Source organism: Ruegeria sp. R14_0 (assembly GCF_017743975.1).
In the GTDB taxonomy this organism is placed as follows: domain Bacteria; phylum Pseudomonadota; class Alphaproteobacteria; order Rhodobacterales; family Rhodobacteraceae; genus Ruegeria.
The window spans coordinates 277491-289817 of sequence record NZ_JAGHRC010000003.1; the positions used below are offsets into that span (position 1 = coordinate 277491).

General features: G+C 58.7%; 11 protein-coding genes. 6 read left to right on the top strand and 5 right to left on the bottom strand.

Annotated elements, in window-relative coordinates:
• Window positions 1-44: 44 nt before the first annotated feature.
• The 5 genes from J7416_RS11120 to J7416_RS11140 are packed head-to-tail and all read right to left on the bottom strand — an operon-like array spanning window position 45 to window position 6216.
• Window positions 45-1295, bottom strand: a complete 1251-nt coding sequence (locus J7416_RS11120; protein ID WP_209224834.1) for an ABC transporter substrate-binding protein — start codon at window positions 1293-1295, stop codon at window positions 45-47.
• A gap of 56 nt (window positions 1296-1351) precedes the next feature.
• Window positions 1352-2875 carry an aldehyde dehydrogenase family protein gene (locus J7416_RS11125; protein WP_209224835.1) on the bottom strand — a complete coding sequence of 508 codons (1524 nt, stop codon included), beginning with the start codon at window positions 2873-2875 and terminating at the stop codon, window positions 1352-1354.
• A 4-nt stretch (window positions 2876-2879) separates the two neighbouring features.
• On the bottom strand, window positions 2880-3647 hold the full coding sequence (locus J7416_RS11130; RefSeq protein WP_209224836.1) for an enoyl-CoA hydratase/isomerase family protein: 768 nt from the start codon (window positions 3645-3647) through the stop codon (window positions 2880-2882).
• Window positions 3644-5215, bottom strand: a complete 1572-nt coding sequence (locus J7416_RS11135; RefSeq protein WP_209224837.1) for a CoA-transferase — start codon at window positions 5213-5215, stop codon at window positions 3644-3646. The genes J7416_RS11130 and J7416_RS11135 overlap by 4 nt, the downstream gene beginning before the upstream one ends.
• Window positions 5215-6216 carry a Gfo/Idh/MocA family oxidoreductase gene (locus tag J7416_RS11140; protein WP_209224838.1) on the bottom strand — a complete coding sequence of 334 codons (1002 nt, stop codon included), beginning with the start codon at window positions 6214-6216 and terminating at the stop codon, window positions 5215-5217. Before J7416_RS11140 ends, J7416_RS11135 begins: the two co-directional genes overlap by 1 nt.
• A gap of 311 nt (window positions 6217-6527) precedes the next feature.
• On the opposite strand from J7416_RS11140, the gene J7416_RS11145 reads away from it, so the two are divergent.
• The 6 genes from J7416_RS11145 (at window position 6528) to J7416_RS11170 (ending at window position 12285) form a co-directional block, all read left to right on the top strand.
• A complete protein-coding gene (locus tag J7416_RS11145) occupies window positions 6528-7478 on the top strand; it encodes an MBL fold metallo-hydrolase (RefSeq protein ID WP_209224839.1) in 951 nt (316 codons plus the stop codon).
• Window positions 7479-7549: 71 nt separating this feature from the next.
• On the top strand, window positions 7550-9172 hold the full coding sequence (locus tag J7416_RS11150; RefSeq protein ID WP_209224840.1) for an FAD-dependent oxidoreductase: 1623 nt from the start codon (window positions 7550-7552) through the stop codon (window positions 9170-9172).
• Window positions 9173-9177: 5 nt separating this feature from the next.
• Entirely contained in the window at window positions 9178-9366 is a 189-nt protein-coding gene (locus J7416_RS11155; protein WP_170422352.1) for a DUF2783 domain-containing protein, read from the top strand.
• Window positions 9367-9385: 19 nt separating this feature from the next.
• The gene (locus J7416_RS11160; protein WP_209224841.1) at window positions 9386-10420 is read left to right on the top strand and encodes a TRAP transporter substrate-binding protein; all 1035 of its coding nucleotides are present in this window, start codon (window positions 9386-9388) and stop codon (window positions 10418-10420) included.
• A gap of 3 nt (window positions 10421-10423) precedes the next feature.
• The gene (locus J7416_RS11165; protein WP_209224842.1) at window positions 10424-10972 is read left to right on the top strand and encodes a TRAP transporter small permease; all 549 of its coding nucleotides are present in this window, start codon (window positions 10424-10426) and stop codon (window positions 10970-10972) included.
• Window positions 10969-12285 carry a TRAP transporter large permease gene (locus tag J7416_RS11170; RefSeq protein ID WP_209224843.1) on the top strand — a complete coding sequence of 439 codons (1317 nt, stop codon included), beginning with the start codon at window positions 10969-10971 and terminating at the stop codon, window positions 12283-12285. The genes J7416_RS11165 and J7416_RS11170 overlap by 4 nt, the downstream gene beginning before the upstream one ends.
• The last annotated feature ends 42 nt before the right edge of the window (window positions 12286-12327 follow it).

Sequence of the window (12327 nt, forward strand, 5' to 3'; positions counted from 1 at the left end):
CAGGGCGGCAGACACGCCGCCCCATCGGGAGGATCACTGTCGGATCACTTGGCGATCGAAACCGCGTCGACCAGCTCGACCACTGCGGTCTCGCTGTCATACTCGCCGTTGAAATGCGCGGTGACGACGTCATAGACCGCGTTCTTCACCGATGCCGGTGCCGCGTGGCCGTGAGCCATCGAACCGAACAGGTTGCCCGAGGATGCCGCAGCGGCCAGATCCTTCATACCCTGCTGACCGCAGGCATCCAGATCGCTGCCGTCCACATCGGTACGCGCAGGGACCGACCCCTTAACCTTGTTGAAGGCAATCTGGAAGGATGGCGACAGAATTGCGCTCGCCAATGCAGCCTGTTCAGCCGAAACCGCGCCGCCCTGATCGAACATCATGAACTGGTCGGCGTTGAACGTGACCTGATCCTGTGTGCCCGGGAAACGGAAGCACAGGAAGTCCTGGCCCGGCACTTTGCCAGCGTTCAGGAATTCGCCTTTGGCCCAGTCGCCCATCATCTGGAAACCGGCCTCACCATTGATGACCATGGCGGTCGCCAGGTTCCAGTCGCGACCCGAGAAGTTCTCATCCACGTTGTCGCGGATAAATGCCATACGGTCGAACGCTTCTTTCATGGCGTCGCCACCAAGCGTTTCCTCGTCCAGGTCAATGAACGCAGCCTTGTAGCCATCCGGACCCAGCGTGGACATCGCCACCGCGTCGAACACGGTTGCATCCTGCCACGCCTGACCACCATGTGCGATCGGGGTGACACCGGCTGCCTTCAGCGCCTCAACAGCCGCAACGAACTCGTCCCAGTTGGTGGGTTGCGCGATGCCGTTTGCATCCAGGACTTCTTTGTTCGCCCAGACCCAGTTGGTCGAATGCACGTTCACAGGGGCCGAAACCCATTTGCCGTCATGCTTGGCGAAAGCCTTCAGCGCGTCCGGCACAACGTCGTCCCAGCCTTCTTTGGCCGCTACATCGTTCAGGTCCGCCAGTGCGCCCTGATCGGCCCAGTCCAGAATGTCAAATCCCAGCGCCTGCACGGCTGTCGGAGCATTGCCCGCGGTGACACGCGCACGCAGAACGGTCATGGCCTGTTCGCCACCACCGCCGGCAACCGGCATGTCGGTCCAGCCAATGCCCTGACCGGACAGATCGTCCTTCAGAACGTTCAATGCAGCAGCTTCACCACCCGAGGTCCACCAGTGCAGAACCTCAACCTCTTCAGCTTGCGCCATGCTGGTCGTGCTCAGCAGACCCGCCACAATCAGCGATTTTGTATTAAGCAGTTTACGCATTCTTGTTTCCTCCCTTAATGCGTTCTTCTTATTCGGGACCGATCCGGTGCCCGGTCTTAATCTTGCGGAACCCATGGCGCGCGGCTGTTGCCGATGCGCATGACCACTGATTTCACTTCGAAAAATTCCTCGAACCCGTAGCGTCCGATTTCCCGCCCCTGCCCGGACTGCTTGAACCCACCGAAGGCAACCTCGGGGAACCCGTCCATCCAGGTGTTGGTCCAGACCGTTCCCGTTTCTGCACGACGGGCGAATTCCAGGCAGGTATGGACATTCTCGCTCCAGACCCCTGCCGACAGACCGTAAGCGCTATCATTGGTCAGCGCGACGGCTTCGTCCAGTATTTTGAACGTCAGAACGGATAGAACCGGGCCAAACACTTCGTCCCGCGCAATCGGCATTTCCGGCTGAACGTTCGTAACGATGGTAGGCTGATAGAACTGATCGCCCAGCCCTTCGACCTGCAGCGGCGCACCGCCCAGGGCGATGGTGGCACCTGACGCCTGCGCCTGTTTAACGTAGGCATCGATTTTCGAGTTATGCTCGGGCGTGACAATCGCGCCAACCTGCGTTGTTGGATCCAGAGGATCGCCAAACTTGACCTTGCGCGACAGTGCAACGACACGTTCGCGGAAGTCATCGGCAATATCTTCATGCACGATGATGCGGCTGCTGGAGTTGCAGCACTGACCGACATTGAAATAGACACCGAACACGACAGCATCCGCAGCCGCGTCCAGATCAGCGTCCGGAAAAATGACCTGCGGGTTCTTGCCCCCAAGCTCCAGGGCAACCTTTTTGAGCGTGTCCGACGCAACCGCGCTGATCGTCTTGCCTACGGCGGTCGAGCCCGTAAAGCTGACCATGTCCACGCTGTCGTGGCTGGACATCAAACTGCCAACTGGAACGCCATAGCCCAAAACGATGTTGCAGACACCTGCAGGCAGTCCGGCCTTAACCAGCAGCTCGCCAAGCATCAGGGTTGTCGACGGAGTCATTTCGGATGGTTTGACAACAACGGTGCAGCCTGCGGCCAGTGCAAAGGGCAGTTTCTGGCTGAGAATCCAGAATGGGAAGTTCCAAGGTGTGATGATCGAAACGACTCCGATGGGTTCCTTCAGCACGACGCCCATCATATCAGCGCCCAGCGTATTGTGACTGTCACCGTGGGTGCTGCGCGCCAATGAGGCCGCGTAGCGCCACAGGTCGGCGGCGCCGCCAACTTCGCCTTTGGATTGGCTGATCGGCTTGCCGCTCTCCAGCGTTTCGATCAGGGCGATGCGGTCGACATTCTGTTCGATCAGGTCCGCAACTTTCAGCAGAACGGTGGCGCGTTCCTTGCCCGAAGCCCGGCTCCAGATACCGCTGTCGAATGCTTGACGTGCGGCTTGGATTGCGGCCTCGGTCTCAACCTCGCTACCCATGGCGGAACGGCTGACGATATAGCCGTGCGAGGGTGAGCGACGCTCGAACGCATCGCCCGACGCGCTGTCCTGCCACGTGCCATCAATAAGGTGCCGACCTTCAAACAGAGGCGGCAGCTCGAACGGGATGGCAGGGTTGATGGTGATGTCTTTCATATCGTCAAAGGCCCGAAAATGTGGGGTTTCGTTTTTCCATGAACGCCGCGACACCTTCTTCGCGGTCCGCCGAGGCGGCGATTGCCGCACTGCCAAGGGCTTCGACCACGGCATGGGTGTCTTCACCGACCGCAGCATGGATCATGTTTTTTGAGATTTCGGTCGCGCGGGGCGAGAGGCCGCTCAGGTCGGCAGTGATCTCAAGCGCGCGCGCCAGAACGTCGTCGGTCACCTCGGTCGCATAGCCCAGAGCCAGCGCGCGGTCGGCACCGATCCGGCGTCCGAATAGAGCCATCTCCTTCACCGCAGCCTCAGAGATCAAACGGGTCAATCGCTGCGTCCCGGACCAGCCCGGAACGATCCCGACCTTAGCTTCGGGCAAGGCAAGCGTGGCGCGCGGGGTCATCAGACGCAGGTCACAGCAACTGGCCAGTTCCAGCCCGCCACCAAACGCGTGTCCGTTGATTGCAGCGATCGTTGGCTTGCCGATCCGTGCCAGACGGTCAAAGATTCGATGCCCGTCCCGGACCCAGTGGCGCGCGAATTCGGCAGGGCTTAGGCCGCCCCATGCTCCGATATCGGCCCCGCAACAGAACGCTTTTTCCCCTGCGCCGGTCAGAACAAGTGCGCGAATGGACGTGTCACGCTCGACCTCTTGCAGGCGAGCCTCCAACGCGTCCAGCATGTCCGTGGTCAGAGCATTCAGCTTGGACACGTTGTCCAAGGTCAGGACGGCGGTCGCACCCTCGGTATGGAACCCGAGACTGCTCACAAGGTCATCCCCATCGGCCCGACCGCGAACAGGGACTTGGGCATCTGAACCGCGTTTTCCGCGACTTTGACGCGACCACCCGAAGCATCGACAATATCGCGCTGCGCCTCGATCCCGGGCATGATTTCCGTCGCAACCAAACCCTGATCCGTCAGACGGATGACGCAACGCTCGGTCACATAGAGAACATCCTGACCAGTTTCGCGGGCGCGACGGCCCGAGAATGTGACGTGTTCAACCTGATCTACCATCTTGGTGAACTTGCCGGGCGCATTCACGCGAATACCGTCATCCGTCAGATCGATCTTGGCACCGGCTTCGAACCAGCCCGAAAACACGATCTTCTTGGCGCGTGCCGTAATATCGACGAACCCACCGCATCCTGCTGTCAGGTAAGGCTTCTTACCCAGCTTGGAGACGTTCACGTTGCCTTCGATATCGACCTCGAGGAACGAGAGGAACGACATGTCGAACCCGCCGCCCTGGAAGTAGATAAATTGCTGCGGGGACGGCACGAAAGCATGTGCGTTGGACGCGCAGCCAAAGGCAAAACCGGTCAATGGAACGCCGCCAACGGCGCCCTGCTCGATCGCCCATGTCACCGCCTGAGGGTGCCCCTCTTCCAACAAGACGCGCGGCACCATCGCGCTGATTCCAAAGCCCAGATTGGCGCTCATCCCGGTGCGCAGCTCTTGCGCGGCGCGGCGGGCGATGACCTTTTCGACGCCATGCTCGGCCAGCGAAAAGCTGTCCCAAGGGCGCATGATCTGGCCAGAGATCGCAGGGTCGTAAGACGTTTCGGTCGTTTGCATCTGCTCGGGATCTTCAACGATCAGATCGACCAGATGCCCCGGCACGCGCACATCATGAGGCCGCAAGCTGCCCTCGGCAGTCACCCGCTGAACCTGTGCAATCACAATCCCACCGTGGTTGCGGACGCAGATCGCTTGCTCTAGCCCGCCCAGATAGGCGCCTTCGTGTTCGTAGGTCAGGTTACCGAACTCATCTGCCGTGGTCGCGCGCAAGACGCAGACGTTTGGGTTGATATTTGGGAAGTGGAGCCAGGTCTGCCCATCGAATTCTTTTCTTGCCACGATGGGCGCAGCAGACCCGCGCGCGTTCATTGCGCACCCCTCACGCACCGGATCGACGAAGGTTTCAAGACCAACTTGCGTCAGAACACCGGGGCGATGCGCTGCAGCCTCGCGGTGCATGTCGAACAGAATGCCCGATGGCACGTTATAGGCGGCGACCCGATCCTCAACGATCATCTTCCAGATTTCCGGCATATCAAGGCTGGACGGCCCCGACGGGTACGACCCGGCAAGGACGCGGCTGAGCAATCCGTCCTGCGCCAGATAGTCCATCCCCTTCACGCCATACATATCCCCGGCGGCGATCGGGTGAAGCGTGGTGATGTTGCGTGGATGACCCTCTTTGCGAAACCGCTCACCCAGCGCCTTAAGAACAAGGTCAGGACAGCCCAACGCTGAGGACGACGAAACGGTGACGACCGCGTTGTCCGGGATGTGAGATACGGCCTCGGATACGGAAACAAGCTTGCCCATCAGAAGCCACCATAATCTACGTTGATACGCTGACCGGATGCTGCGGCCTCGCGCACGCTCAGTGCGACGGACAAGGATTTCACTCCGTCAGGTCCGTCTGCTGCTGGGCGACCTTGACCTGCGGCCGCGGCAACAAATTCGGAAACGCCCTGGATATAAAGCGAGTGATCCGAGAACGGGATTTCCTCGCGCCCTTCCTCAGTGACCAATGTGATCTGACCGACCGGGCGCTGCGTCATCACGCCCTCGGCAAAGATCGACCCCTTGGTTCCATGCACCTGCAGGCCCGACCCGGCAAACGGGTGCGTAAAGCTTTCATGCGTCATGACCATCGCACCAGAGGGCATCGTCCAGACGGACATGCACGAATCCTCGACCCCCTGCCCCATGCCCGAGCTGGTCATTTGCGCGACCACAGAGACCGGGTCTTCATTCAACAGGAAACGGGTGACATCTGCATCATGTACAACGATGTCCGGGATAACGCCGCCGCCGGCGTCTGCGGAATTGATCCGCCAGCCTTGCAGGTTCCCCGGCAAATGCACCGCATGGTGAATTCGCAAGGACAGAACATCACCGACGCGCCCACCCGCAATAAGGTCACGAATGGTGCGATGGCTGCCCGAACACCGCAGGTGGTGGTTTGTCCCAAAAGCCACGCCCACCGCCTCGGCAGCACGGACCATTTCAGCCGCTTCAGCTTGTGTCATCCCAAGCGGCTTTTCGCACAGCACATGTTTGCCCGCCGCGATCGCCGCCATAGCCTGAGAATGGTGCTTTTCGTTGGTCGAAGAGATGTAGACCGCCTGCACGTCTGGATCCGAAAGTGCCGCGCTCAGATCGGTTGTAGCATTTGGAATGCCATGCTCCTTGGCCCAGACCTGCACCCGGTCCGGCGAATTGCTTACCACCCAGGTGACGTCATTGCCGACCTGCTGACGCACAGCATCCAACATATACTGCGAAGCTATCGTGCTTGCCCCAACAAAGACCCAGTTCATTTTCCCACCCAGATTTTGGAACGTTCCAAACGTGTAGTGGAACGTTCCAAAATTAGCAAGGAAAATCTACTGGCAGCAGCAACAGCTCGCGCAAGGCATCGGCTTTGAGGGTTTCATACGCTGCGATTGAAGTTTTCCAGCTGAGTCCGGCATGTCGTAACCTACGTTCGACGCCCAGTCGTTCAGCCCCTATTCAGAATCAGTGCGACAAACCTTTCCGTTGACTTTCGTTGCAGATGAAACGATATTGTTGCAAATGTAACGAACCAGTCGACATTGCTCCGACTGCATCGCATCTTTGGAGGGCACTCATGGCCAAGGCATTCGCGTCCCAAGGGGACATGTCGGAAAAGAAAATCTCGTTCACCGAGGTCGGCGATGGTCTTTACGCCTTTACCGCCGAAGGTGATCCGAATTCTGGCGTGATCATTGGCGATGACAGCGTAATGATTGTCGAAGCGCAAGCGACCCCGCGCCTGGCCAACAAGGTGATCGAATGTGTGCGCTCTGTTACTGACAAACCGATTACGCATGTAGCCCTGACCCACTACCATGCCGTTCGTGTTCTGGGTGCCAGCGCTTTTGGCGCGCAACAGATCCTGATGTCGGACATGGCCCGCGCCATGGTCGTGGAACGGGGTAAAGAGGACTGGGATAGCGAGTTCCAGCGCTTTCCCCGCCTGTTCGAAGGCCATGAGAGCATTCCCGGCCTGACTTGGCCGACCACCACCTTCAGCGACACAATGACCGTTTATCTGGGCAACCGCCGGGTCGATCTGATGCATCTGGGGCGCGCTCATACCGCGGGCGATATCGTCATCCATGTGCCTGATCAGAACGTCATGTTTACTGGCGACATCGTGGAATATCACTCCGCCTGCTATTGCGGCGACGGGCACTTTGGCGACTGGGGCGATACGCTGGATCAGATCAAGTGGTTTGACGTCGACGCAATTGCGCCAGGTCGAGGCGATGCTTTGGTGGGCAAAGACATGGTCAACGCTGCCATCGAAAACACGCGTGACTTTGTCGAAAGCACCTACCGCCCCGCAGCCAAGGTCGCGGCACGCGGCGGGTCCCTGAAAGAAGCATGGGATGCCGTGCGGGCCGAGTGTGATCCCAAATTCGCCAGCTACGCGATCTATGAACACTGCCTGCCCTTCAACGTCGCCCGCGCCTATGACGAGGCGCGCGGTATCGATACTCCCCGCATCTGGACCGCTCAGCGCGATTTGGAAATGTGGGAGGCCCTGCAGGGGTAAAAAGCGTCGGCCCGGCTGCTCGGCCGGGTTTCCAACCAAAGCGAAACGCGCGCAGCCAGAGGACAAAACAGATGTTCGATGATCGATATACGCTTGCCTACAAGCGTTATCCCTACAAGAAGTCGACCGATCAGGATGCTGCGACTCCGGTGCGTCATCCCGTCGTTGTGATGGGTGGTGGCCCGGTGGGTGTCGCCACAGCGCTGGACCTTGGGCGTCAGGGCATTCCGACACTGGTACTGGATGACCACGAAGGTGTCGGCATGGGATCGCGTGCCATTTGCTTCGCCAAGCGCTGCCTTGAGATTGCGGACCGCTATGGATGCGGAAAACCGATGGTCGACAAAGGCGTCGTCTGGAACCTTGGCAAGGTCTTTCACAAGGATGACCAGGTATTCGAATTCAACCTTTTGCCCGAAGAAGGTCACGAATACCCCGCCTTCATCAACATGCAGCAGCCCTATTTCGAAAGCTACCAGCTGGATCGTTTCGAAGAACTGCAGAAACAGGGCGCGCCGATCGAAATTCGTGGCAAGAACCGTGTGGATGCGGTCGAGGTTCACGACGACCACGTCACCCTGTCGATCATGACGCCGGACGGCCCTTACACTCTTGAAGCAGACTGGCTGATCGGCTGCGATGGAGCGTCCTCACCTCTGCGGACGATGTTGGACCTTAATTTCACGGGCAAAGTCTTTCAGGACAGTTTCCTGATTGCCGACATCAAGATGAAAAACGACACCTTCCCGACGGAACGCTGGTTCTGGTTCGAACCGTCGCACGGATCGGGGGCCTCTACCCTGCTGCACAAGCAACCAGATGACGTTTGGCGCGTGGATTTCCAGATCGGATGGGATGTCGACCGCACCGAAGAGATGAAGGAAGAAAACATTCGCCGCCGCCTCGACGCATTCTTGGGGGACGGGGTTGAATATGACTTGGTCTGGTCATCCATCTACACATTCCAATGCAAGCGCATGGACAGCTTCCGACACGGCCGCGTGTTCTTTGCGGGCGACGCAGCCCATCAGGTGTCCCCATTTGGCGCGCGCGGCGCAAATTCGGGCATGCAGGATGTCGATAACCTTGGTTGGAAGTTGGGCATGGTCATTCGGGGCGAAGCCCCCGAAAGCCTGTTGGAGACTTACGACGCCGAACGTATCCACGGAGCGGACGAAAACATTCTGAATTCGACCCGGTCCACCGATTTCATCACTCCGAAAACCGATGCAAGCCGCACGTTGCGCGATGCCGTTCTGTGCTTGTCGCAAAAGTATGAGTTTGCGCGCCCGATGGTGAACTCAGGTCGGTTGTCGGTCCCCTGTACCTATGATGGCTCACCGCTCAACTCGGCGGATGCGTTGGATGGCCCGTCGCGATCTCGTCCCGGTTCGGTCTGCCCGGATGCTCCGCTAGGTGGTGATTTCCTTCTGTCCAGACTTGGCGACAAATTCGTCTTGATGACCATCGATGCAGATGCGCCCGATATGATCGAAGAAGACGGCATTAAAGTCACGCGCCTCGCCCTGTCGGTCAAGGACGACAAAACCGGTGCGCTGAAAAAACGGTATCTGGGTGAAGCCGACAGCGCTGTTTACCTGATCCGTCCGGATCAGCACGTGGCAGCCCGCCGCCCCAGCTTTGACGAGAACTCAATCCGCGCATCCATCCGACGCGCTGTCGGTAAGGAGTAACACCCATGACTGACTTGATCTTGACCCCGAACATCGACGGCGTCGACGATTTCTACGCTGAGCTTCTGGCCGCTCATGAGGGGTTGGAGAAAGACGAAAGCGATGCATTGAACGCCCGCCTGGTCCTGGTTTTGGCCAACCATATCGGCAACCGCTCGGTTCTGAGCGAGGCGATCAAAACTGCCGCGAATTAATCCATCTAGGGAGGATACCATGAAACTGAAATTTAAGGCCCGTGCCCTTGCATGTGTTGGTGCTACGGCCATCGCTATCTCGTTTGCATCGGCCTCGATGGCCGAGACGACGCTGGCCCTGTCCAGCTGGCTGCCGCCACGCCACCCGATCGTGACAGGCGCGATCAAACCCTGGGCAAAACAGGTTGAAGAGGTTACGGACGGTCGCGTCACTGTCCGCGTTCTGGCCAAGCCACTTGGCCCGCCGCCCGCACACTATGATATGGCGGCCGATGGAATTGCCGACATTACGTACGGCCTGCATTCCTTCACCACGGATGACCGTTTCACCCGTTCGCGGATCGGCCAGTTCTCATTCATTGGCGATGATGCTGTGGCGGGTTCCAAGGCGTTCTGGAACGTGTATTCCGGTCCTTTGGAAGCGCAGAAAGAGCATGAAGGCACCAAGTTACTGGGACTATTCGTGCACGGCCCGGGTATGCTGCACAACAACGTGCGCAAGATTGAAACCGCAGATGATTTTGCTGGTCTGAAGATCCGCGTTCCGGGCGGCTACATTTCCGATCTGATGTCTGGCATGGGCTCGACGACGCTCTTCATGTCCTCGGGCGAGGTCTATGAGAAACTGTCTCGCGGTGTGATTGATGGGGTGACCTTCCCCTACGACGCGCTTGCCGCCTTCAAGCTGACCGAGGACGTCAAATACACGATGACGGTGCCCGGGGGCCTCTATAACACCACCTGGTTCATGGTGATGAACGAGGACAAGTGGAACGAGATCTCGGCAGAAGACCAGGCCGCCATTGAAGCAATTTCTGGTGAGGCTTTTGCCGCGCTGGTTGGCGAAGCTTGGATCGGCGCGGACGAGAAGGGCAACGCAGCCGCAGAAAAAGCCGGGATCGAAGTCTATGAAGCCCCGGCTGCTGTTTTGGACACGATCAAATCCCAGGCAGCAGATGCCGAAACCGCTTGGTCCGAAGCCATCTCGGCAGATGGTTACGACGGAGCGGCGGCTTTGGAAGAACTGCGCAAGCAGGCAGGCGTGGACTTCTGATCCATGGAGCGGCTTCGCCATCGTTTCCCCGACCAGCCCCCGGAAGAGGGGCTGGATATCGGGCTGCTGCTAGACAGATCACTTGGTGCGGGTGCCGCTCTGATCCTGTTTTGTCTGATCCTGATCACTTGTGTGGATGTGATCGGGCGCTACTTTCTGAATGCACCTCTGACCGGTGCATTCGAACTGACTGAAATTCTGTTGGCAGCTTTGGTGTTCCTTGCGCTTCCGTTGACGACAGAACGACGGGAACATGTCGAAGTTGACTTGCTGAACATGGCCCTCGGCAAACATGCCCAGCGCCTGCTTTCGGCCTTTGCCGGGCTTTTTTCGGCGGCGCTTCTGGCCACTTTCTCGTGGCGCCTGTTCACCCATGCGGCCAAGGCGGCCCACGACGGTGCCGTTAGCAACGCACTAGAAATTCCGCTGGCGCCCTTTGGCTATCTGGCGGGCGTGTCCTGCATGGTCTCCGCCTTCATTGCCTTTCTGCGCGGGTTTCAGCCGCCGAAAGAACGTAACGCCGACAAGACCGCTCCGGAGGCTTTACCGTGATTGAATCCCTCATCGGTTTCGCAATCCTTCTTGGGCTGATCCTGTTACGGGTGCCGATTGCCTTTGCCATGGCCGCAGTCGGAGGCTTTGGCTTTGCCTATATGCGCGGCTGGGAACCAGCCTGGGCGATGACCGGCCAAGTGGCGTTCGATACCGCTTTGTCCTACAGCCTGTCAGTCATTCCGCTCTTTATCTTCATGGGCAATGTTTTGGCCGGATCTGGTGTCGCGCATGGCCTTTTTGCGGGCGCTGATCGCTTGTTCGGCAGGCTGCGCGGTGGTTTGGCCATGGCGTCGGTGTTCTCTTGCGGTGGATTTTCTGCAGTGTGCGGGTCCTCGCTGGCAACAGCGGCAACCATGTCCAAGGTCGCCATGCCCTCGATGCGCAAATTTGGCTATGATGACCGGCTCGCGACCGGCTCCATCGCTGCCGGAGGAACGCTGGGCATTCTGATCCCACCCTCGGTCATCCTGATCATCTATGGGCTACTGACCGAAACCAACATCGCCAAATTGTTCATCGCCGGTATCATTCCGGGCATCATCGGTGTTCTGCTGTATCTCGGCGCAGTGATGGTTGCAGTTCGCGTGAACCCTGCCCTCGCACCCGAAGAAGAGAACACCGAACCAATGAGCCGAACCGATCTGGTTGGTGTCTTCTGCGTGCTGGGCCTGTTTCTGTTCATCATGACCGGGATCTACGGCGGGTTTTTCACCCCGACCGAGGCGGCGGGTATGGGCGCAGGTGCATCCGTGCTGATCGCAGCGGCCTTGCGGACCATGACGTGGAGCGCATTCTTCACGGCAACAATGGATTCCATCCGCGCGACCGCGATGATCTTTGCGGTCATCATCGGGGCGGAACTCTTCACCAATTTCATCAACTTCGCCGGGCTACCTGATGCGTTGTCCAGCTTTGTGATCGACAACGAAATGCCGGTCTGGGCCGTGATCGTGTTCATCATTGTGGTCTATTTGGTGCTCGGCTGTGTGCTGGAAAGCCTGTCGATGATCTTGCTGACAGTGCCCGTCTTCTACCCGCTGATGTTCGAGCTGGAGTTTGCAAACGAACTGCTGCTCGACCCGGAAAACGCACTGATCTGGTTTGCCATCGTCGTCGTCGTTGCGACCGAGATCAGCCTGATTACACCTCCGGTCGGCATGAATGTCTTCGTGCTCAAAGGCGTTCTTCAGGACGTTTCTCTGGCCACAATTTTCAAAGGCGTCCTGCCCTTCTGGATTGCTGACATCGTGCGGCTGACGCTTCTGATCCTCGTTCCCTCACTATCGCTCTGGTTAGTGGGACTGATGTGAACCGCGCGACCCCTTAAATCTTGCCTCTCAAGAAAGGAGGAC

Bases quoted from the DNA above. Each gene is read 5' to 3' on its own strand.
- J7416_RS11120 (WP_209224834.1), bottom strand. From the start codon at position 1,295: ATGCGTAAACTGCTTAATACAAAATCGCTGATTGTGGCGGGTCTGCTG.
- J7416_RS11125 (WP_209224835.1), bottom strand. From the start codon at position 2,875: ATGAAAGACATCACCATCAACCCTGCCATCCCGTTCGAGCTGCCGCCT.
- J7416_RS11135 (WP_209224837.1), bottom strand. From the start codon at position 5,215: ATGGGCAAGCTTGTTTCCGTATCCGAGGCCGTATCTCACATCCCGGAC.
- J7416_RS11140 (WP_209224838.1), bottom strand. From the start codon at position 6,216: ATGAACTGGGTCTTTGTTGGGGCAAGCACGATAGCTTCGCAGTATATG.
- J7416_RS11145 (WP_209224839.1), top strand. From the start codon at position 6,528: ATGGCCAAGGCATTCGCGTCCCAAGGGGACATGTCGGAAAAGAAAATC.
- J7416_RS11150 (WP_209224840.1), top strand. From the start codon at position 7,550: ATGTTCGATGATCGATATACGCTTGCCTACAAGCGTTATCCCTACAAG.
- J7416_RS11155 (WP_170422352.1), top strand. From the start codon at position 9,178: ATGACTGACTTGATCTTGACCCCGAACATCGACGGCGTCGACGATTTC.
- J7416_RS11160 (WP_209224841.1), top strand. From the start codon at position 9,386: ATGAAACTGAAATTTAAGGCCCGTGCCCTTGCATGTGTTGGTGCTACG.
- J7416_RS11165 (WP_209224842.1), top strand. From the start codon at position 10,424: ATGGAGCGGCTTCGCCATCGTTTCCCCGACCAGCCCCCGGAAGAGGGG.